Genomic DNA, 22,830 nt, shown 5'->3' on the forward strand with positions numbered 1-22,830 from the left:
CCAGACGGATATCCTGATTTATCCTAACCCGGTAAAAACAGTGCTGAATGTTAAAAACATAAGTCCTAAAGCGAATTATAAAATTTATAATGCTACAGGACAGTTGGTATCAAGCGGTATTATCTTAAACAATAAGATTGATGTCCATGCGTTAATCAACGGAATTTACGTTATCGATATCGATGATCTAAAAGGTACTGTACAGAAGAAATTTATCAAAGAATAAAATTAATTGATAAAAGCAAAAGTAAATAAGCTCCCAGAAATGAGAGCTTATTTTTTTAACATTTTTTAAATGATTGTTTGATTTTTTTAGGTCGTTCCTATTTATGAGTTCAATTAAAAACACCATAAATTCGTTGTTCCACAAAGGTCTGTTATGCTTATCATAAATTAAACTTTTTTTAACCTATGATAAAGTTGTGTTAATAGATGAAATTTATAATGTCAATATGTGTATTTAAGAAGAACATTTCATACCTTTGCAGTCACTCATGTTTAATTTGAGTTTTCATGGTTATTAGTTTTTTAATCCCTGTAGCAATACGGGGATTTTTTTATTGAAAAAAATATCCTGAAAAGTTTAAAAATTTTAATATCTGTTCTTTTTATCGTTGGTTTTTCGGAAGAAGAAATACTCTAAATCTTGCGTTGCTGCTGTAATTTTTACAGCTGTCATCCAGGAAAAGAGAAGGAGCATTTTTAAATTCTTCAATGTAATTCCGGCCTTCTTCTTCCAATGCAGGGATGATCACGTAATCATAGAGCGTCCTGGTAAACTCGCTGGTATCTTTCAAAATATTTTTTTTCTGTTTAAGTGCTTCGTTGAATGTCATGGCATCTAATAGTTTTTTACAAATTTAATCAATATTGTGTGAAAAATAGAATATTTGTGAGATTATAATCATAAATTTTAAGATTGATAGGTCTACATCGTGTTTACGGTGCTTAAATTTTACTGTTATGAGTTTTTGATTCTTATAGAAATATAAGTTTTTTTCCAGTTGTGATCTCGGTCATAAAAATATCTTTATAATGATTCTATTTTTACAATAGCAATAACACAATATTTATTCTCAGTAAGTTTGCCTCTCATTATGAGAGGTTTTTTTATGATTTTTTTACCTGCAGTATTTAGTAGAAGGTTGTTTAAAGGAATTAACTTCCATTTGTTTGTTACAACGTTTAAGCTTACAAGATTCTTTTTACTAAAGTGTCCGGTTAAATCTTCACAGCTCTTATGGTCACTAAGTGTTTCATTAACTGAGATAAATTGTAGGTTGCAGCAGTATTATTCACACAAGAATAAAGGAAATAATATCTATAAATAATGGATGATCTTTTCATTCTTTCTGTTCATTGTTGGGGAGGCAGTGTCGTTTAAAAATTTATCCATCTTAAATCAGACTTAATGTATTTAAATTATTGGTACGTTCTTTGAACTTGCCAACATATTTAATCACCACTATATCTTTCAAATTATTCCCTGGCTCCGGCCGGGGATTTTCTTTCAGTTATCATCCGAAATTCATTTTACAGGAAAAAATAGAGATAGAATTCAAACAGAAAACCTCCGGTCAAAGACCGGAGGTTTCAGAGGTACCTAGCGGATTCGAACCGCTGTAGATGGTGTTGCAGACCACTGCCTAGCCGCTCGGCCAAAGTACCATTTACCATTTTTGAGGTGTGCAAATATACTAAAATTTAGTTTTCAACAAAAATTTTTAAGGAATTTCTTTCGTGCCGATGCTTTCTATATCGCTTTTGGCCTGTATTTCAGTCTCATAATTTTTAAGATTGACAACTCTGGTATTGCTCCAGTTGTCATGAAACGCGTTTTCGCCTAAAAAGGATAACTGATCAATAAACGGCAGCATTCGGATGATGTTTCTAATGAAGTAATTTTTAGTGGTTGGTTTTGTTCCGTCGATCATAATCACACGTGTTCCCGTGATCATTTTTCCAATGCTTCTGCCCTTTGTAAGTGTTTCGATCAAAAACATGAACAGAACATAACAGCTCAACGTAATTCCGCAATCCAGAAGCGGATTTATATTTTTCATTTCTGTGCCTACCAATAATAATGAGGATCCCGAAACAAAGGTGTAGATGATTGCTGAGAATCCAATGAATAAAAGAGCCGCAATATATCCTAAGATTCCATCAATGATATAATTTAAAAGCCGGGATCCTTTAGATGCTCTGTTTCTGTCTACGATTTGTAAATATTCATGGGTTATAAATTTTAAATTTCTTTTACGGTCAGTTTCAAAGTCGCATTCGTGTCAATAACGGCAGTAATTCCGTAGGGATTCATAAAAATCTGGCCGGGTTTTAGATTAAACACGGCTCCAGTCATTTTCAATCCTTTATAATATTCTTTATTGAAAGCTTCCTCTATGCTCTTTTCCGAGCTTTTCTCTAATTCCTGTGTAGGAATTCCGTATTCTTCTTCAATGATCTTTACAATCCTGCCACGGAAAAGAAGCGTTGCCGTTTTCTGTAAAATATTGGCGGTCCGGAGATTGAATTTTGTATTCGACAGGACGATTTTCTTTCGGGTTTCATCATAAACGGGAATTCCGGAGATAAAAGCCTTTCCTTTTATATAACCTTCTGTTTCCGCTTCTATCATCACCTTGTCGTCCACCCCATATACTTTAATATCTTTAATTTTCACGGAAGAACCTCTGATATCATATTCTCTATTTAAAAACATATTACGGGCGATCTCCGTGGCTTCCGTAAAAGGGATGTTCGCCGTTGTCTGAAGTAAGAATGTATCGTTTAAAGCAGGAACAGAACTGAAATTTGCAGCGGTCTTTATAAGTGGAGAAGACGCAGGCTGTGTTCCTGTAAAAGTTTCGGAAAATACGTCAATTCCTAACTCGGTACCAATCTGGTTACTGTAAAATTTCAAAGGTGTTATATTGACTTTGATCGGGGTGATTTTAAGCCATGTTTTATATTCCTCCGAAATGTTGAACGGATTCGAAAAAGCATTCCAGGCCATGACAGCATATTGCTGGAAATTCAGCTGGGTTGCCAGCTGCTGATCGATGGTTTTGCTGAATTTCTGTTGCTGTTCGATCAGGCTTTTTTCTACCAGGCCGGTAATTGGGATCTTTATCCGCCCAAAGTCCAGAACAGGTTTTACCACCCACCGGAAGCCATTGGGTTCGGTATTCGTTTTAAGCGTCCAGTTACTTTGAAAATTAATCGTGGTACTGAAAGACATTACTGTTTCAAAAGTGGTATTCTGATACGTATAGACACCCAGCGTTCCGATACCTTTTTCAGCCCATATTTTTAGAGGCACTTCAATCAGTATGTTTTGATTTGTTCCTCCAACGAGTCGAATGGGCCGGGTTTTCCATACTTTTACCTTAAACTGGTCATTATTGTTATCCGTATAAGAATCGTCCTGATAAATAAGATCCTTTACCGAAGCATTGATGATATTGCTGATTTCTGCCAATGGAATGGCTACGGGCATGGTAATGCTCGATTTTATTTTCGGAAAATTGTAATCCGGGACCGGGTTTTCCGCACTGTTCTGTGCGAAAACATTGATGAAAAGAATCAGAAATAGTAATTTGATGACTTTCAAAGGAATAATTTTTATAGAAATTAAATCGGGAAGTTTTAATTTTCAGGCTTAAAACTCTTTTCCAGTTCGATGCCTGCGCCCTGCATTTCACCTTTCATGGGCGGGGCCGTCTTGGTAATTTTTAATTTGATATAATCGATTTGCGGAAATTTTTCGTGTATTCCGGAAATGATTCTTCCGGCTACATGCTCCAGCAGTTTGGATTTGATCTCCATTTCAGTATGGATGATTTCGTTGATGTCGGCATAGCTTACCGTATCGTTCAAATCATCAGATCCTGCCGCTTTCCACAAGTCTGTATGAAGTTCTGCATTTAGGATGTAATAGGTCCCGATACTGTTTTCTTCCGGCAAAACCCCGTGATAGGCGTATATTTTTACATTTTCAAGATAAATCCTGCTCATATTCCTTTACTTTTGGTAAGCAAAAATCGTTTTAATTCTGCAAAATCCGGCTGTATTTCGATACTTTTTTTCTCTTTTTTCATTAAGCCCTGCAGCGATCCGGGAATATCAATTTCAATCTGTACCGCTTTTTCAATAGCTTCAGGAAATTTTACCGGATGGGCAGTTCCCAGGATAAAGCCTTTCTTCCCGGGATTTTCTTCTAAATATTGCTCAAGGGCAGCATAAGCAACCGCGCTGTGGGGTTCAAGCAGATAATGATATTTTGTGTATACGTTCCTGATCGTCTGCAATGTTTTTTCGTCATTAACAGAATACCCTGAAATGGTATTTTTTATATTTTCAAAATTGTTATCAAAAAGTTCTGAGATCCGTACAAAATTACTCGGATTTCCGACGTCCATGGCATTGGAAAGCGTAGGTACCGTTTCATGATACAGTAACTCCTGGGTTTTTAAATACCTAGGAACGCTGTCGTTTTCGTTGCAGGCGGCAATAAAATGTTCGACAGGCAAACCTCTTAAATAGGCAAGAATTCCGGCACAGATGTTTCCGAAATTTCCGCTGGGCACAGAAATCACGGGTGGCTGCTTTTCCGTTTTCTGCCACTGTTTTAATGCCAGCAGATAGTAAACCTGCTGAGGAAGCCATCGGGCCACATTAATGGAATTGGCTGAGGTCAGAAATAAGTCTGCATTAATTTCCTGATCCGAAAAAGCCTGTTTTACCAGATTCTGACAATCGTCAAAGCTGCCATTGACTTCCAGTGCGGAAATATTTTCGCCAAGTGTAGTGAGTTGTTTCTCCTGCACCATACTTACTTTATTTTTCGGATATAAGATCACGACATTTACTCCCGGTGTTTTATAAAACCCATGAGCCACTGCGCCTCCGGTATCTCCGGAAGTAGCCACCAAAACCGTAACTTTTTTATTTTCATCTTTCAGAAAATAAGACAGGCAGCGGCTCATAAATCTGGCACCGATGTCCTTGAAAGCCAAAGTCGGTCCATGAAAAAGTTCCAGGGAATATATATTTCCGCTGATTTTTTTTAAAGGAATTTCAAAACTTACGGTTTCTGAGACGATTGCCCTTAAAATATCTGCCGGGACCTGATTCCCGACGAAATCTTTCATACATTGAAAGGCAATGTCTTCATTGGAAAACTGATGCAGATCTTCAATCCATTGAGGATCGAACGGTGGAATGGATTCAGGAAAAAACAATCCCTTATCTCTTCCCTGGCCTTTGATAGTTGCTGCTTTGAAATCAGCAGTTTCTTTTTTATCTTTTAAATTATAATAATTCATTTCTATTCTTTTTAATCCATGATGGTAATTCCTGACGGATTTATTTTTGAAATACAGACCATACTTTCAATCCCGATGCCGTCGTAAGTGTCTTTCATCATTTCTGCAATACACCGGGAAACTTTTTCCGTTTCAGACAGCATAAATACAGAAGGTCCTGAGCCTGAAATACCACCGCCTAATGCTTTCAATTCCATACTTTTCTTTTTTATTTCATCAAATTTCGGAATCAGAATGCTTCTTACGGGTTCTATAATAACATCTTTAAGGCTTCTGCCTATCAGTCCATAATCGTTTTTCTGAATTCCTGCGATCAGTCCGGCAATATTCCCCCATTGTGCTATTGCGTCCTTCAGGAGAACCGTGGTCTTTAAAATCTGTCTTGCATCTGACGTTTTTACTTCAATTTGCGGATGAACGGCTGTTACAAATAAATCAGGCGTACTGAGTGGAATGATATCCACCGGATCTGAGGATTTAACCAGAGTTATTCCGCCATAGATACAGGGCGCAATATTATCCGCATGTCTTACGCCGGAAGCAAGTTCTTCACCGAACATGGCAAAATAAACCAGTTCTTCTCTCTTGAAAATGTTTCCCAAAAGCTCATTGGCTCCTACTGCGGCCCCGGCGGCACTGGCAGCACTCGATCCGAGCCCGCTTCCCGGTTTTATTCTTTTACGGATGGTTACTTCAAAGCCTTTCTTCAGGTTCAGATGTTCAATCATTTTCAGCAATACAACGCCGGCTACATTGGCTGAAGGTTCTTCCGGCAATCCGAAATCATCCCTGTGCCGAATAATAACTTCAGGGGTTTCCAGCAGTTTCAGCTCCATTTCATCATAAGGTTCATGGATGGCCATTCCCAGAATATCGAATCCGCAAACCAAATTGGCAACGGTGGCCGGTACTTTTAATCTGACTTTTTTCATAAGTAATATTTTAAACGGAGCGGACAATATCAGCAAAAATACCACTGGCCGTAACTTCTGCTCCGGCTCCGGCACCTTTCACCACCAACGGCTGTTCAGAATACCTCAGGGTTTTAAAAATAACAATATTGTCTTTTCCGTACAGATGAAACAGATCGCTTTCGGGAGCTACATGCTGCAGTCCTATTTTGGCCTTTCCATCTTTGAATTCCGCAACATATTTCAAAATTTTTCCTCTGTATCTCGCACTTTCAAGCAACTTTCTAAAGTGATCTTCATATTTAAAAAGGGCTTTGTAAAAATCTTCTACACTCCCTTTCATACATTCTTCAGGCAGAAAGTCTTCAATTTCAACGGCCCCGAATTCAATAGGATAGCCTGCTTCTCTTGCCAGAATTAAGATTTTACGGGCAACATCGGTTCCCGCCAGATCAAGCCTGGGATCCGGTTCGGTGTAACCTTCCCGCTGTGCCTGGGCTACTACTTCTGAAAAAGATCTGCTTCCGTCATAGTGATTAAAAACAAAATTTAATGTTCCGCTCAGTACAGCCTGAATGGACGTTATTTTATCACCGCTTCTGATCAGGTCATTAATGGTTCCGATAATGGGAAGGCCTGCACCGACATTGGTTTCAAAGAAAAATTTACAGTTGTGGTTTCGGGCAACATTTTTTAAATTCTTATAATTTGCGAAATCTGAAGAAGCCGCAATTTTATTACAGGCTACAATATTCACACTGTGTTTTAATAGTTTTTCGTAAATGTGGGGAACATCCGGGCTTGCAGTAACATCTACAAAAACCGAATTTCTCAGATTTCCTGAAATCATTTCATCAGCAAACTTTTCTTCAGAAAATTCTATTCCGTTTTCATTCAACGTTAAAAATTCAGCTTCAGAAATGCCTTTGCTGGAAAAAAGCATTTTGCGGCTGTTGCAGAGGCCGGCAATTCTTAGACTGATAAGCATATTCTCTTTAAGATATTCGCTCTGATCGTAAATTTGACGGATTAATTTTGTGCCCACATTTCCAGTTCCGCAGATGTAAAGATGAACCTGTTTGACTTCAGATTCAAAAATTTCTTCATGCAAAACATTAACGGCTTTTCGGATATCTTTCTCTGAAATCACGATACTGATGTTCTTTTCCGAAGATCCCTGTGCAATTGCCCGGATGTTAATGCCGTTATTTCCGAGGCAACCGAACATTTTAGCACTTACGCCGCTTCTGCTTTTCATATTGTCTCCTACCAAAGCAATAATGCAGAGGCCGGTTTCAATTTTTACAGGTTCAATCCTTTTAAGTTTCAGGTCATCCTGAAAAGAGGAACTGATCGCCTTTTTTGCTGAAGAAACATCTTTCTCGTTAATGGCCACGGTAATGGAATGTTCCGATGAACTCTGGGTAATGAGAATCACACTAATTTCTTCCTGGTTGAGGCACTGAAATAATTTTGCAGAAAATCCCGGAACCCCGATCATCCCGCTGCCTTCCAGCGTCAGCAGTGCAATATGATCCATGTTTGAAATTCCAACTGCAAATTGCGGGTCCTCTTTATCTGGTGTTTTGGGATGACCGGAGATTAAGGTCCCGTATGCTTCAGGATCGAAAGTATTCTTTATTCTCAAATCAATATTTTTCGCCAAGACCGGCTGAATGGTTGGCGGATATAAAACTTTTGCCCCAAAGTGGGAGAGTTCCATAGCTTCAGCGTACGAAATTTCCGGGATCGGCTTTGCACGGGACACCAATCTGGGATCTGCCGTCATCATTCCGCTCACATCCGTCCAGATCTCAAGTTCTTCGGCATCGATGGCTGCAGCAATAATGGATGCCGTATAATCGGAACCGCCCCGCCCGAGGGTGGTAGGATTTCCGTTTTCATCTCCGGCGATAAAGCCAGGGGCGATGGAAATCCGGTTGTGGTTTTCCATGAAATATTCTCTGATATTTTTTTCCGTAAGCTCAGAATTTACTTTTGCATAGGTAAAATTGCTGTCGGTAACGATTCGTTCGGCAGAGTTCATCCAGGAAACGTCCAGGCCTTCGGACTGAAGTTTTGCATGGATGATGCGGGAAGAGAGAAATTCGCCGTAAGAAGTGATCCGGTCTTTGATTTTTGGAGTAAACTCTCCTAAGACAAAAGTTCCGTAGCAGAGGTCTTCGATATCATTAAAGTGTTTTTTGACGAAACTCAGCAGTGAACTCTGCGCAAAAATCGGGAGAAGTTCTTTTACAAGTTCCAGGTGCCTTTCTTCAAGCTCTTTTAAAGTCTCAATATAATGTTTATTCTGATCAGCGGCAGACTCTGCAGCATGTATCAGCTGATCGGTCACTCCCTGAAGTGCAGAGACCACCACCACAATTTTATTTTTTTCAGACGCTTTTTTTATAATGCTTTCAACCTTCGCTATATTTCCGGCATGGGCAACGGAAGTTCCTCCGAATTTTAAAACTTTCATTGGGTCTTGTTTTTAAGTTATAGTAAAATGAAATTGTACTCTTTTACAAAAGAGTATATACCTGCGGATGATATGTGAAAATATACCCCGTTATGGGGTAATTGTAGTGGTTGTAGTAATTGTAACAGAAACAAAAGGAACTTCCGAAATTGAGAAATTTCGAGCGGAAATATCAGATATGTTTCTTAAAAAATTCATTGTAACTGAAACAAATGTACAAATTATCTTTAAAAGAGCAAGAGATATTTCAGGATATAATTTAGATTGGCTGCATTTTGTAAAAATGTTTCAATGGTTTATAACGCGGTCAAAAGGGTTCAAAAATTTAAGTACTCAATGGAATAAGATAATTTACAACTAATAGTCTGACAAATAATACCACATAATACTTTGAGTATTTCAGATTCAGGATCATTATGCGTAAAATACTTTATGCCCGAAACATTGTGGTGATGTTATTTTTCACATTAAAAAGAAATATTTTTTTTAAACTCTAATATTTATACGGAAAAATGTTATATTTAGTCTATCAAACTATAAATAATTACTTATGAAAAATCTGAAAAAATTGAAGAGAAAAGATCTTTATCAGATCAGCGGAGCTGCTAACTGTAATGGCTGTCCTACAGGAGGATACGGACCGGGAGGGCCATCCAACGGCTATACGTATTCCTGTGAAGATTATAACGTATTGCCAAGCCGTTGTAAATCATGTGTCTTGGTAAGTTCTGAGTGCTTCAATCCTTAATAATCGGTAAACTTTAAACTAAATAATATGAAAAATTTAGAAAAGTTAGACAGACAGCATTTAAAAACCATTACAGGTAGTGGTGGAGACCAGTGTTCAACAGATTTAGACAGTGGACAGGCAGGGTGTGCGGAATGTACGTAACTAAGAGGCAGAAAAGTGTGTTTTTACTATTATAATCCTGTTGAATACCTAAATAATCCCGTATAAAAAATTGTTGGTATGAAAAAGTTAACCATATCAAAATTGAAATCAAAGGTTCTCTAAATTGTGCAGGCTGCCCTGTCAACAACAATTACGGAACAGGACCCGAATATTCTAACACGTGTGCTCAATATTTTGCACTGTCTCAGAACTGCCAGATGTGTGTAGACGTTAGCGCCGACTGTTATGAATAAGAGATGAAAATAAAAAAGCACTGCTAAAAACAGTGCTTTCTTTTATTTTATACTCTTCGAAAGATCCAACATCGCTTCAATCGGCTTTAATGCTTTTAGCCTTAATTCTTCATCAATAATGATTTCGGGAAGTTCGTACTTCATACACAGATAAAGCTTTTCCATCGTATTGCGTTTCATGTAGAAACATTCGGAGCAATTGCAGCTTTCGTCGAAAACCAGTGCGGGAATCAGTTCTTTGTGAGGGGCGCGTTTTTTCATTTCATGAAGAATGCCTTCTTCCGTGGCAATGATGAATTTCTGGCAGTCGTCCTGTTCCACGTAATTCAGCAGGGCAGAAGTGGAGCCGATAAAATGGGCCAGCTTCAGAACCGCTTCTTCACTTTCCGGGTGGGCAATCAGTTTCGCATCCGGGTTATCAGCAAGCTGTTTGGCAATCCTCTCCATGGAAAAAGCTTCGTGGACAATGCAGCTTCCGTCCCAAAGGATCATGTCGCGTCCCGTTTTCTGCGACAGGTATCTTCCTAAATTTTTATCCGGAGCAAAAATAATCGGGCGGTCTTTCGGCAGGGCTTCGATTACCGTTTCTGCATTGGAGCTGGTAACGATAATATCACTTTCAGCCTTGGTTTCTGCGTTACAGTTAATATAAGTTGCCACCAGTGCATCCGGGTGCTGCTCGCGCATTTTTCTTAATCCTTCTCCCGAACAGCCGTCTGCCAAAGAGCATCCTGCCATCGTATCCGGAAGAACCACTTTCTTGGTCGGATTTAAAATTTTTGCAGCTTCCGCCATGAAATGCACACCGCAGAATACGATCATATCTGCATTGGTATCTTTTGCCTGTCTTGCCAGCTGCAGGGAATCCCCTAAGAAATCAGCGATATCCTGAATTTCTCCCGGCTGGTAATAATGGGCCAGAATTACGGCGTTTTTTTCTTCTTTCAGCTTGAGAATCGCTTTTACGAGTTCTTCGCCTTCAGGAATAATCAGGTCTTTGATATCTAAAAATCCCCTTACCGGAATTGCAGATTTCGCTTTTTCTAATGTTTCGGTACTCATATCCACCTCAATGTTTTTATCGTTAACATCAGAAATTAAAATTCAGAAGCAGGAAAAGCGTATCTTTTACATTTCCAGCAGCCTTTCTTTAATTTCTGATAAAATGTTGTATTAAACTTTCGATTTCTTTTTTTGCTTCGTCCAGATCGGCATTGATCACGATCTTATCAAATTCCCCGGCATAAGAGATCTCTTCTTCTGCCTTGGCTACACGGATTTTAATGGTTTCCGCATCGTCCGTCCCTCTGGAGGTCAGCCTTCTTTCCAGTTCTTCAATGGAAGGCGGTTCGATGAAAATGGAAAGCGCCTGCTCCCCGAAATATTTCTTCAGGGAAATACCGCCTTTTACATCCACATCAAAGATCACGGTTTTGCCCTGGTTCCAGATCTTTTCCACTTCAGATTTCAGGGTTCCGTAATATTTGTCAGTATAGACTTCCTCGAATTCCACAAACGCGTCCTCGGAAATTTTCTGCCTGAATTCATCCGGGGTCAGAAAATGATAATCCACGGCATGCACTTCGCTGCCTCTTGGCTTCCTGGTGGTACATGAAATAGAGAACTGTAATTCATCAAAAACCTGCAGAGCGTGTTTTACCAATGTTGTTTTGCCGCTTCCCGATGGCGCTGAAAATATGATAACTTTATTGTTCAAAGTTTATGGTTTAAATTTAAATTCGTTATTTAAAGATCATTTGTTTCAAAGGGGTCAACCTTGAATATTAAACATTAAACTTTGAATTTAAAGCACATTTAACGTCTGTTCTTTAATTTTTTCCAGATCATCCTTCATCATCACTACCAGTTTCTGGATGGCAGCATGATTTGCTTTGGAACCCAGTGTGTTGATTTCACGGCCGATTTCCTGGGAAATAAACCCAAGTTTTTTTCCGTTAAAATCCTCATTGTCCATCACTTCCTTATAATATTTTAAATGCTGGGCAAGCCTTACTTTTTCTTCTGAAATATCCAGTTTTTCAGTAAAATAAGCCATTTCCTGGTAAAAACGGGTTTCATCCACATTTTCAAATTCTTTCAATGACTTCTGGTAACGCTCCTTTACGGCAACGATTCGCTCTTCTTCAAAAGGAACCACTTCGGCGAGATTTTTTTCAATGTTCTGAAGGTTTCTTTCCAGCTCTTCGTGCAGGATATTGCCTTCCGTCTTTCTGAATTCTTCGAAACGGTCGACCGCCGCATGTACGATTTTCGCCAATGCTTCCCATTCGCCTTCGGAAAGCTCGTCGGGTCTTGAAGTAATCGCATCCGGAAACCGTACCGCCATTTTCAGGTATTCAAAATCGGGACCGTCGGAGGCAACGTTTTTAAGCTCGGTGATATAAGAATCAATCAGGCTTTTGTTGATTTTTACATCGGTAGACTCTTCCAGGTTCTCCAGGTTGACATAGCAGTCTACCTTTCCGCGGATAATCCGGTCGTTAAGAATCTTTCGGATCTCGAATTCCTTCTCTTTGTACCGGAGCGGAATTTTGATATTCAAATCGAAGCTTTTACTGTTCAGTGATTTGATATCGATTGTGATCTTTTTCCCTTCAAAAACACCTTCGGCTCTACCAAAGCCGGTCATTGATAAAATCATAGTTTTTTATTGTAGTACAAAGATAAACATTTAAGTCTATAGTTTATTACATCCACAATCCGGAAGCTTAATGTAGAAAGTAAGATGGTTAAGGATATTTAACCATTAAGATTTGATGAAGGCTTAAAGAAATATTAAGTTGAGCATTGCTTTACCCATAATGCTTATAAAGCCTATTTGATTTTTCCTAACAAAATTTAACCCCTTCATTTCTTAACGGTTTAATGGCAAAAGGTTTTTAGGATTATTCTGTAAACTTTTAAATAGCTAAACAACGAAAGTCCTTTGCTTTTTTGCAGTATATTGAAATAATCTCATTTTCGTAAATTTGCCCTGTGAAAAGGAAAAATTTAATTTCTGTGGTAGGGCCTACTGGAATCGGGAAAACAAGACTGGCCATCGATCTGGCTAAATACTTCAGTACCGAAATTGTTTCCTGCGATTCGAGGCAGTTTTTCAGGGAAATGAAAATCGGAACGGCTTCCCCATCAGCGGAAGAACTGGCAGAGGCTCCGCACCATTTTATCGGTAATCTTTCGGTGGAAGATTATTATTCCATCGGGCAATATGAAGAAGATGCCTTAAAAAAACTTAACGAACTTTTTAAAGATCGTGATATTGTTATTTTGGTGGGCGGAAGCATGATGTATGAAAAAGCAGTGATCGAAGGACTGAACGACCTGCCGGAAGCAAATGAAGAAAACCAAAAGAAATTACAGGCTATTTTTGATAATGAAGGCATTGAAAAACTTCAGAAACTGTTGAAGGAACTCGACCCGGAATATTTTGCTGTCGTCGATTTTCACAACCACAGAAGGCTGCTGCGTGCCATTGATGTGATCTGGCAAACGGATAGGAAATATTCCGAACAGATTGCCGTTTCGCAGGATTCCAGAGACTTCAGGACCATTCGAATCGGCATCGAAGCACATAGGGAAGAACTGTACGGCAGAATTAACAGAAGGGTGGACCTGATGATGGAAAACGGTTTACTGGAAGAAGCCAGAAGTTTAGAAAAATTCAAACATTTAACAGCTTTAAACACGGTGGGTTATGCTGAATTGTTTAACTATTTCGCTGGAGAATGGGATCTGGATTTTGCTGTCTCCGAAATCAAGAAAAACAGCCGGAGATACGCCAAACGACAGCTTACCTGGTACCGGAAAGCCGATGATATTCACTATCTGCCGTTGGGATATGCTCAGGAGGATTTTGATGGTTTAGTTAATTATATTGAAGAACAGATTAATTCAAACCATTAAGATTTGATCTAGGAATTTAGAATATTAAGTTGAGTTCCGCTTTAAAAACAATGCTTATAAAATCTATCAGATTTTCTTAATGAAGCAACCACTTAACGAAATCTTAATGCTTCAAATAAAAAATGCAGTCCCGAAAGACCGCATTACGAACAATATAATTTAAAAGTGATTATTTCCAGCCGCCTCCCAGTGCCCGGTACAGGTCTACGATGCTGCTCAGTCTTTGTCTTTTTACAGAGGCCAGATTCAGTTCAGCCTGTAAAGAATTCCCCTGAGCGGTAATCACTTCCAGATAATTCGCCATTCCGCCTTTGTAGAGCATTTCGGCACTTTTGATTCCGTTTTTTAAAGTGGTTACCTGCTCGGAGGCTTTCTGTTCCTGAACTTTTAGGTTCTCGTTGGAAACCAGGGCGTCAGAAACTTCACCAACGGCATTCAGAACAGACTGACGGAAAGCCAGAACGTTTTTCTCACGCTGTATCTTAGCAACATTCAGGTTTGTTTTCAGCTGCCTTTTTTGGAAGACCGGCTGAGTAATTCCTCCAAGCACCGAACCGAATAAAGAAGCCGGAATCTGGAACCAGTTGTCGATCTTAAATGAATTCACGCCGCCATTGGCTGTAATCCGCAAAGCCGGATACATATTGGCCTGGGCAATACCCACCAGTGCGTTCGATTCCAGCAGCACCAGTTCCTGCTGGCGGACATCCGGACGGCGGCTGACCATTGCGGCCGGAAGCCCTGCGGAAATATCCTGTGGCAAAGAGGTTTCGGACATTTCGATCGTCCGCTCTATTTTCCCTGGATTTTCCCCGACCAAAATACTCAAAGCATTTTCCTGAACGGCAATATTCTGTTCAAGCTGGGTAATCAGGAGTTCGGTAGACTGCTTCTGCGCGGTCGCCTGCTGAACGCCAAGGGAAGTCGTGTCACCGCTTTGCCACATCTTTTCCGTGATGGATAAGGTATTTGTACTGAGCTCCAGATTCGATTTTGCAATCTGCTGCTGCTTATCGAGCATCAGTAAATTGTAATAACCCTGAGCAATAGCCGCCACCACCTGGGTTTGAATGGCTTTCGTGGCTTCATAAGTTTGCAGGTACTGCATTCTGGAAACTTCCTGCTGGTTTTTAATTTTTCCCCAGATGTCGGCTTCCCAGGATAAATTAAATGCGGCATTATAATCTTCCACATGATTCTGTCCTAAGAACAAATTCAGGCTTTGTCCGTTCATGCTGTTCTTAGACGGCTTCGAGATCTGCGCGGAGACACCGAACCCAACATCCGGATACTGAAGGTATTTTGCCTGCTTCAGTTTTTCCTGTGATGCGGCTACCTGTTTCAGGGCGATCTGAAGATCGTAATTGTTTTTGATCCCTTTTTCGATCAGCCTTTGCAAAATGGGATCGCTGAAAAACTGCTTCCATTCGAGGTCGGCCACACTGGCGGTATCGGCAGTGGCAGTGTACGCAAATTTCTCCGGCAGCTCGGGCTTCGGCTCCTGGTAGGCTAGTTTCGACACGCAGGAGACCGAACCGAGAGCCAGTCCGAAAGTGATGATGATATTTTTTATTCTTTTCATAGTTTTTTAAATTTTATTGATAACAAAATTTTGGAAAGATGTTGCTGGCGCAACTGTAATTTCCCACAGATTTTACAGATTATTGTGTTTATTTGTGACAATAGTTGTGGTTAAAATCCCAATTTTGTTATTCTTTCTTAATTAATACGTTGTTGGATCAGTTTAGCATCCGGCATTTCTGTTTTTCTTGATCCGAACCATTAAGAAAAATGAAGAGGTTAAGTTTTAGTTAAGCAAAATCAGATAGATTTTATAAAGTATGATGCTGGAAATACAGTTCATCTTAATATTCTTAATTTCTAAATGAGAATCTTAATGGTTCAAATTAAGTTGATTAAAGTCTTATATTTTTGATTAATGCGCCGGCGTTAAAAGTTCAGCTTCCAGTTTTTGTCGCTGAAGCCTTTTCTTTTTCCGGCTCGGCATTTTTTCATGCAGGTACTGGAAGATCACAAACATCACCGGAATAATAAAGATCCCGAATACAACTCCCGTTAACATGCCTCCCACCGTACTGAACCCGATGGAATGGTTTCCTTTGGCAGAAGCACCCTGGGTGAAGACAAGCGGCAGCATCCCGACAATAAAAGCAAAAGAGGTCATTAAGATCGGCCGCAGACGCAGTCTGGAAGCCTGAAGCGCAGATTCCAGCAAACTTCTTCCGGCATTTCTTCTCTGTACGGCAAATTCGACGATCAGGATGGCATTTTTCGCCAATAATCCGACGAGCATGATCAATCCGACCTGAACGTAAATATTATTATCGATCCCGGCCAGTCCTGTGAAGGCAAATACTCCGAAAATCCCGGTTGGAATGGTTAAGATAACCGCAAACGGAAGAATATAACTTTCGTATTGGGCAGCCAGCAGAAAATATACGAACAAGATACTTAACATAAAGATAAATGCCGTTTGTCCACCGGTTTTGATCTCCTCGCGGGTAATTCCGGTCCATTCGTAGCCATAACCTCTCGGCAGCGACTTCTGCGCAACTTCTTCCACCGCTTTGATGGCATCCCCGGTACTGTAACCCGGCTTAGGCGTTCCGTTGATGGTAACAGCATTAAACAGGTTGTTTCTCGTCACGGTTTCAGGCCCGAAAGACCTTTTTAAAGTAACCAGTGTTTTTACGGGAACCATTTCGCCTGACTTGTTTTTAACATAAATCCCTTCCAGGGAGTTCGCATCGGTACGATACGGAATATCGGCCTGCGCCATCACCCGGTAATATTTTCCGAACCGGTTAAAGTCTGAAACGAAACTGCTTCCGTAGTAGATCTGCATCGTCTGCATCAGTTCGGTAATGGAAACGCCAAGCTGGTTTGCTTTATCATTATCAACCTCAATAGTGAACTGGGGATTTCCGGCAGCATAGGTCGTGAATGCGAAAGCGATTTCCGGACGTTTCATCAGTTCACCGATAAACATCTGTGTGGTGGTTCCCAGCTGTTCCAATGAGCCGTTGGTTTTATCCTGAAGCATGAATTCAAACCCCGAAACATTCCCAAATCCCTGAACGGTAGGGAAGTTGAAAAAGAAGGCACTGGCATCTTTTACCTGCGAAACTTTCCCCGTAAGCCCGGCAGCAATCTGGTCCGGATCGGTAACGGCACCTCGCTGGTCATGGTCCTTCAGTTTAATAAATCCTGCGGAATACGGCGAGGCATTCGCGTTGCTGATGAAATTTAGTCCGTCTGCGACCCAAAGGTGGTTCTTCGCTTTTTCACCATTGATGATCTTGTCGATCTGCTCAGTGGCACGGTGCGTTCTGTCCAGGGAGCTTCCAGGTGGCGTGTTTACAGCATAAAGAATGAAACCCTGGTCTTCGGTGGGAATAAACCCGGATGGTGCTTTTTTAATTAAGAAAACACTGGCAGCGATCAGTAAGGCCAGTCCGCCTACGGCCACCCATTTGTTTTTAATTAAAAATTTAAGGCTGTAGATGTATTTCCTGGTTAAATTATTAAAGCTGGTATTAAATGCATTGAAAAATCTGGCTCCGAAACCGGTTTTTTTACCGTGTTCCCAATGCTCTCCCTGAGGATCATTCAAGAATAAAGCACATAAGGCAGGGCTTAGCGTTAACGCATTAATGGCTGAAATCAGGATGGCAATGGCAAGGGTAAAAGCGAACTGCCTGTAAAAAACACCCGCCGGACCCTGCATGAATCCTACCGGGATAAATACGGCACACATTACCAATGTAATGGAAATAATCGCTCCCGAAATTTCACTCATCGAGCTCATCGTGGCATGTTCTACCGGCATTCCCGTATGTTCCATTTTGGAGTGGACGGCTTCCACCACGACGATCGCATCATCCACGACAATACCGATAGCGAGCACCAGGGCGAAAAGCGTGAGCATATTGATGCTGAACCCGAAGAGGTTCAGGAAAAAGAATGTACCGATAATGGCTACCGGAACCGCAATGGCCGGGATTAAGGTAGACCTGAAATCCTGAAGGAAAATATATACCACGATAAAAACAAGGATAAAGGCGATTACCAAAGTTTCTACTACCTGATGAATGGAAGCATCCAGGAAATCTTTCGAGTTGTACATAATAATCGGTTCTACGCCTTTCGGAAGGGTAGTCTTAAACTGATCCACCTGTCTTTCAATTTCAGTGAGGATTTCATTGGCGTTGGAGCCTGCCGTCTGCATAATGGCAAATCCGGATACCGGTTTTCCGTCGACTCTGTTGGCTGCGGTATAGGTGTACGAACCAAATTCTACTCTTGCCACGTCTCTCAGCCTGAGAAAAGAACCGTCGCTGTTGGCTTTGATGGCTATATTTTCGTAGTCTTCGTTTTTGTTTAATTTCCCTTTGTATTTTAAAATATACTCGTAGGTTTCTTTGCTTCCCTGTCCCAGACGGCCCGGAGCTGCTTCCAGATTATGGTCTTTTACGGCGTTCAGCACTTCCTGTGGCGAAAGGTTGTTGGCCGCCAGACGGTCCGGCTTCAGCCAGAGCCGCATGGAATAGTCCCGTGTCCCGAAAACCTGGGCCTGGGCAACTCCCGGAATACGCTGGATCTGCGGAATGATGTTTATTTTTAAATAGTTTTGAAGAAAAAGCTCATCGTATTGCTTGGGATCGTTGCTGGTAAGTCCCATAAACATAATCATACTGTTCTGGACTTTCTGCGTGGAGATTCCCGCCTGCACCACTTCCTGGGGAAGCTGGCTCATGGCTTTGGAAACGCGGTTCTGGACGTTTACGGCGGCGTTATCCGGATCGGAACCCTGCTTGAAGAAAACGCTTAAAGTCATCGTACCGTCGTTGCTGGAGTTGGAGGTCATGTACGTCATGTTTTCCACCCCGTTTACCGCTTCCTCAATGGGCGTAGCAACCGAGCGGGCCACTACTTCCGCATTGGCTCCCGGGTAAAAAGCCGTTACCTGCACGCTCGGCGGCGCAATATCCGGAAACAAGGCAATGGGTAAATTAAAGAGCGACAGAGCACCCAGTAATAAAAGGATGATGGAAATGACCGTTGAAAGTACCGGCCTTTCTATAAATTGTTTTAACATAAGAAGTTTATTTTTTAATGGAGCTTAAACTGTATTTTTACCACGAAAGGCACAAAAGTATTTCGTAGGGTTTAAAGATAAATTGCTAATGTTTTAAAAGCTTTTGTGGTTATATTTCTACCACAGATTTCACGGATTTGCACAGATGATTGCGATTAAATAATGCAGTTCATATCTTTTCAAGATGGCAAACTGAGAATGTAAAGCAGGCATAACCTTATGAAAATATTTGATTTTTATTCTTCTGTGTTCTAAAGATATACGCAATATTATAAACTTAAAATCTCATGTAACCAATGTGTTTAAAAGCTTTTGTGACTTTTGTGGTTAAGAAATAAAAGTTTAAACTGTTATAAAGGTCTTGCTTTAAGCAGGCTGTCAGAAGAAATCGCTTTCGGCTGAATAACAGCGTCGTCCTTCAAAGAACCGATTCCTGTGAACACGATTTTATCACCCACGGACAGTCCCTCCGAAATAAAATAGTAGCTATCGGTTTTCCCTGAGATTTTTACGGGTTTTCCGGTTACTTTTTTATCTTTTCCGAGAACATAAACATAGGTTTTATCCTGAATTTCATACGTAGCTTCCTGCGGAATCACCAAGGTCTTGTCAAACAGCTGCGGCATACGTACCCTTCCGGTATTTCCCGTTCTTAATGTGCCATTGGTATTCGGGAATACAGCACGGACGCTAATGGCTCCGGTGGTTTTGTCGAACTGGCCGTCGACGATGCTCATTTTACCCTTCTCGGAATAAATGCTGTTATCCGCGATCACCAGTTCTACCATCGGCATATTTTTGAGCTTTTCGTTTAATGTGGCACCCGGATACTTCTTCTGGAAAGCGATAAAATCCAGTTCGCTTAAGGAGAAGTAGGCATAAATCTCGCTGATATCGGACAATAAAGTCAAAGGATTCGGGTCTGTGCGGGAAATCAGGCTTCCTTTTTTGTAAGGAATTCTTCCGATATAACCGCTTACAGGAGCGGTAATGGTGGTAAAACCGACATTGATTCTCGCATTTCCTACGGATGCTCTGGCCTGTGAAGCAGCGGCTACAGCGGCGGCATAATTGGCTTTTGCCGTTCTCAGCTGTACATCAGAAACAACTTTCGCCGCTACAAGAGGCCGCAGACGGTCGACTTCTACTTTTGCCTTCTGAATATTGGCATTGGCGGCCTGTAGATTGGCAGCAGCCATATTCATCTGCTCGCCATAGCTTCTGGAATCTATTTTAAACAATGGTTGCCCGGCTCTTACATAAGCGCCTTCTTCCACATAGATTTTATCCAGATATCCGTCTACCTGAGAACGGATTTCCACATTGTTTTTTCCTTCCAAAGCAGTTGGGAATTCCTGGTAAACAGTAGCGGGAGCGGTAATTACGGTGTATACGGGAAGCTCAGGCGGCGGCGGTGCAGTAGCAGATCCTTCGGCGGCTTTGGTACAATTTTGTAAAAGGATAATACTCGCCATCAGGATAATGATCCTTGTTTTTCCAAATATTTTCATGTGAGTTTAAATTTTAATGAATGTTAGATTTTAATAATGATGTTCTTAATATAAATGCTGTAATGTTTCCTAACGGTGTTAACGATAATTTAAAAAAAAATCCGGATTTTTTAATGTTGAGTGCAGATAGTTGTCTTCATAAGATTAAGTTAAATATTGTTTTGAATATGGTAAGGATGAGGTGTGTTACTTTTTCTAACGGTGTTAATTAATAAAGTTAATTTAATTCATATAATTTAATAATAATTAAGTGTTAATAATTCTAACAGTGTTAATTTTGAGTTCAAAAAAATTTACAGTGACTTAATAAATGCTGCAACCGTTTCGTCCAGGGTTGTTTTATTCATGGTCGAAGGAATGTCGTCGTTACGCATCATCATAATAGAGATCAGTCCGTGCACTGCTGAAAAAAGCGCATGGGAAGAGTGACAGGCATTGTCCGGGTTTGAGCCTTTTTTCTTAATAATTTCCAGTGTTCCTTCATAAAGCATATCCTGAAAAGAGGAAAATTCTTCTTTCATCATGCCTTTTCCGCTGCACTGCATTCCGAGACCAAACATTAGCTGGTAATATTCCTTGTTTTTAAAGGCAAATTCCCAATAAGCATCAATAATAGCGGTCAGCTGATCTTCCGGACTGTTGTGAGCCTGCTGTGCCTTTAGCAATTCAATATGAAGACAGTGGAAACCATTAACTGAAATTTCGTAAAGGATGGCTTCTTTATTTTCAAAATAGTCATACACTACCGGTGCACTGTATTCTATGGCATCGGCAATCTTTCTTATGGAAAGCGATGCCCAGCCTTCAGTTTTTGCCAAAGAGAATGCCGCATCCAGAATACTGGCACGTATATTTTCTTTTTCTCGCTGACGGCGCTCATGTAATCCCATGATTTTTTTATGTCTAACAGTGTTAGCAAAACTACAAACTTTTGACGATAACTTCCAAACGATTTCTAAAATTTAACTTTTAACTAAAGTTTATAAAGTGCTGAATACGCTTTCTATAAAAGAAATTTTTATCTTTGTGGCTAAATAAAAAAGTTATGAATACGCCCTCAAATATGATAGCTCTCGGTACAAAAGCACCGTTTTTTGAATTGCCGAACCCATCCGGAAGCAACGAAATTCAGTCGTTGGATGATCTGAAAGGAGAAAAAGGGACTCTGGTGATCTTTATGTGCAACCATTGCCCGTTTGTGCTTCATGTTATCGATAAATTAAACGAACTGTACGAAGACTACAATGAAAGAGGTATCGAATTTATAGCCATTAACGCCAATGATGTGGAAAAATATCCTGCCGACGCTCCGGATAAAATGATCGAATTCCAGATTGAAAAAAAGTTCGATTTTCCATATCTGTACGATGAAAGCCAGGCCATCGCCAAAGCTTATGATGCTGCCTGTACCCCGGATTTCTTTTTCTTTGATGAGAAGCTTGATCTGATCTACAGAGGGCAGATGGACGATTCGAGACCGGGAAATCATAAAGAAGTAACAGGCGAGGACCTGATCATTGCCTTTGAAAACCTTTTATTAGGCGAGCCGCAGGAAGAAATCCAGAAACCGAGTATGGGATGTAATATCAAATGGAAATAATCTGTTGATAGCCTTACAATTTAAATATGAAAAGCTGTTCTTTGATTGAACAGCTTTTTTTATAGATAAATCCTTATTGCTTGGTACTCAGGATGACTTTCACGCAATAAGCTTTTAAAATATAAGATTAAAATGACAGATGTCTTACTTTAAAAACGGATTATACTGCTTCTCAAAACCGATGGTCGTTGGATTTCCATGTCCTGAAAATACCTGCGTTTGATCGTCAAGGATAAATAATTTTGTTTTAATTCCTTCGATCAGCTGCTCGTAGTTTCCTTTGAAAAGATCGGTTCTGCCAATGCTGCCTTCAAACAAGACATCGCCGGAGATCATAAACTGCTGTTTTTCGTTATGGTAGACGATGCTTCCCGGAGAATGTCCCGGAACATGGTTGATTTTAAATATTTCTCCATCGAAATCCAGTTCGTCGCCTTCTTCTATATAATCGATATCCACCTTTATGTGTTCAAGCTCGATCCCGAACCTCATCCCGCTGATCTGGAACATATCCAGAACTTCTTTATCGTCACGATGCATGGTTACGGGAACTTTATACGTGTCAAAGGCCCATTGTAACCCGAGAATGTGATCGATATGGGCGTGGGTCAGGAGGATTTTCTCAATGGTTAATTCTTTTTCCGCAATAAAGTTTTCAAGGGTTTTTGTTTCCTGTTCATTCCTGTTTCCCGGATCGAAAAGCCAGGCTTTTTTATTTTCGTTGTAAAGGACATAGGTGTTTTCGCTTGCAAAATTGAATACGAAACCTTGGATCTGGAGCATATGCTGAATTTTTTAGTAATAACAAAGGTA

Annotated in this window: 19 protein-coding genes and 1 tRNA gene; 4 read left to right on the top strand and 16 right to left on the bottom strand. The window is 40.4% G+C overall.

Annotated elements, in window-relative coordinates; all coding sequences use genetic code 11:
* A partial coding sequence (locus ACED20_RS13815) for a T9SS type A sorting domain-containing protein (protein ID WP_378105241.1) occupies nt 1-226 on the top strand: 226 nt, incomplete at its 5' end.
* 382 nt (nt 227-608) lie between these two features.
* Here ACED20_RS13815 and ACED20_RS13820 read toward each other — a convergent pair.
* The 8 genes from ACED20_RS13820 to thrA form a co-directional block, all read right to left on the bottom strand.
* Entirely contained in the window at nt 609-836 is a 228-nt protein-coding gene (locus ACED20_RS13820; RefSeq protein ID WP_294202013.1) for a hypothetical protein, read from the bottom strand.
* 761 nt (nt 837-1,597) lie between these two features.
* A tRNA-Cys gene (locus ACED20_RS13825) sits at nt 1,598-1,668 on the bottom strand.
* 56 nt (nt 1,669-1,724) lie between these two features.
* Nucleotides 1,725-2,240, bottom strand: a complete 516-nt coding sequence (locus tag ACED20_RS13830; RefSeq protein ID WP_378105375.1) for an RDD family protein — start codon at nt 2,238-2,240, stop codon at nt 1,725-1,727.
* 5 nt (nt 2,241-2,245) lie between these two features.
* Nucleotides 2,246-3,610 carry a DUF4403 family protein gene (locus tag ACED20_RS13835; RefSeq protein ID WP_345766463.1) on the bottom strand — a complete coding sequence of 455 codons (1,365 nt, stop codon included), beginning with the start codon at nt 3,608-3,610 and terminating at the stop codon, nt 2,246-2,248.
* Nucleotides 3,611-3,645: 35 nt separating this feature from the next.
* The gene (gene folB / locus ACED20_RS13840; RefSeq protein ID WP_294202016.1) at nt 3,646-4,014 is read right to left on the bottom strand and encodes a dihydroneopterin aldolase; all 369 of its coding nucleotides are present in this window, start codon (nt 4,012-4,014) and stop codon (nt 3,646-3,648) included.
* Nucleotides 4,011-5,324 (bottom strand): threonine synthase, encoded by a 1,314-nt coding sequence (gene thrC / locus ACED20_RS13845; protein ID WP_378105245.1) that lies wholly within the window; start codon nt 5,322-5,324, stop codon nt 4,011-4,013. Before thrC ends, folB begins: the two co-directional genes overlap by 4 nt.
* An 11-nt stretch (nt 5,325-5,335) precedes the next feature.
* Complete coding sequence (locus tag ACED20_RS13850; protein WP_294240070.1) at nt 5,336-6,256, bottom strand: homoserine kinase; 921 nt, start codon at nt 6,254-6,256, stop codon at nt 5,336-5,338.
* Between the two features lie 10 nt (nt 6,257-6,266).
* Complete coding sequence (thrA, locus tag ACED20_RS13855) at nt 6,267-8,717, bottom strand: bifunctional aspartate kinase/homoserine dehydrogenase I (RefSeq protein ID WP_294202022.1); 2,451 nt, start codon at nt 8,715-8,717, stop codon at nt 6,267-6,269.
* Between the two features lie 550 nt (nt 8,718-9,267).
* Here thrA and ACED20_RS13860 point away from each other — a divergent pair.
* On the top strand, nt 9,268-9,465 hold the full coding sequence (locus tag ACED20_RS13860) for a hypothetical protein (protein ID WP_294220007.1): 198 nt from the start codon (nt 9,268-9,270) through the stop codon (nt 9,463-9,465).
* Nucleotides 9,466-9,905: 440 nt separating this feature from the next.
* Here the strand turns inward: ACED20_RS13860 and nadA are convergent, their stop codons facing one another.
* The 3 genes from nadA to ACED20_RS13875 form a co-directional block, all read right to left on the bottom strand.
* Nucleotides 9,906-10,925, bottom strand: coding sequence for a quinolinate synthase NadA (nadA, locus tag ACED20_RS13865; protein ID WP_294240073.1), 1,020 nt, complete (start codon nt 10,923-10,925; stop codon nt 9,906-9,908).
* Between the two features lie 88 nt (nt 10,926-11,013).
* Entirely contained in the window at nt 11,014-11,580 is a 567-nt protein-coding gene (gene gmk / locus ACED20_RS13870) for a guanylate kinase (RefSeq protein ID WP_294240076.1), read from the bottom strand.
* Nucleotides 11,581-11,667: 87 nt separating this feature from the next.
* Nucleotides 11,668-12,525 carry a YicC/YloC family endoribonuclease gene (locus ACED20_RS13875; RefSeq protein ID WP_294240078.1) on the bottom strand — a complete coding sequence of 286 codons (858 nt, stop codon included), beginning with the start codon at nt 12,523-12,525 and terminating at the stop codon, nt 11,668-11,670.
* A 335-nt stretch (nt 12,526-12,860) separates the two neighbouring features.
* Between ACED20_RS13875 and miaA the strand changes: the two genes are divergently transcribed.
* A complete protein-coding gene (gene miaA / locus ACED20_RS13880; protein ID WP_378105251.1) occupies nt 12,861-13,787 on the top strand; it encodes a tRNA (adenosine(37)-N6)-dimethylallyltransferase MiaA in 927 nt (308 codons plus the stop codon).
* A gap of 169 nt (nt 13,788-13,956) precedes the next feature.
* On the opposite strand, the gene ACED20_RS13885 is transcribed toward miaA, so the two are convergent.
* The 4 genes from ACED20_RS13885 to ACED20_RS13900 form a co-directional block, all read right to left on the bottom strand.
* Nucleotides 13,957-15,369, bottom strand: a complete 1,413-nt coding sequence (locus ACED20_RS13885) for an efflux transporter outer membrane subunit (RefSeq protein ID WP_345766460.1) — start codon at nt 15,367-15,369, stop codon at nt 13,957-13,959.
* Between the two features lie 354 nt (nt 15,370-15,723).
* Nucleotides 15,724-18,906: an efflux RND transporter permease subunit gene (locus ACED20_RS13890; RefSeq protein WP_378105254.1), complete on the bottom strand. Its 3,183-nt coding sequence runs from the start codon at nt 18,904-18,906 to the stop codon at nt 15,724-15,726.
* Between the two features lie 350 nt (nt 18,907-19,256).
* Nucleotides 19,257-20,417 (bottom strand): efflux RND transporter periplasmic adaptor subunit, encoded by a 1,161-nt coding sequence (locus ACED20_RS13895; RefSeq protein ID WP_294240090.1) that lies wholly within the window; start codon nt 20,415-20,417, stop codon nt 19,257-19,259.
* Nucleotides 20,418-20,710: 293 nt separating this feature from the next.
* A complete protein-coding gene (locus ACED20_RS13900; protein ID WP_294197742.1) occupies nt 20,711-21,307 on the bottom strand; it encodes a TetR/AcrR family transcriptional regulator in 597 nt (198 codons plus the stop codon).
* Nucleotides 21,308-21,462: 155 nt separating this feature from the next.
* Here ACED20_RS13900 and ACED20_RS13905 point away from each other — a divergent pair, with 155 nt between their 5' ends.
* Entirely contained in the window at nt 21,463-22,017 is a 555-nt protein-coding gene (locus tag ACED20_RS13905) for a thioredoxin family protein (protein WP_294197744.1), read from the top strand.
* A gap of 144 nt (nt 22,018-22,161) precedes the next feature.
* Here the strand turns inward: ACED20_RS13905 and ACED20_RS13910 are convergent, their stop codons facing one another.
* The gene (locus tag ACED20_RS13910; protein WP_294240092.1) at nt 22,162-22,800 is read right to left on the bottom strand and encodes an MBL fold metallo-hydrolase; all 639 of its coding nucleotides are present in this window, start codon (nt 22,798-22,800) and stop codon (nt 22,162-22,164) included.
* Between the last annotated feature and the right edge of the window lie 30 nt (nt 22,801-22,830).

This window comes from Chryseobacterium sp. sg2396, from assembly GCF_042610505.1.
GTDB lineage: Bacteria > Bacteroidota > Bacteroidia > Flavobacteriales > Weeksellaceae > Chryseobacterium.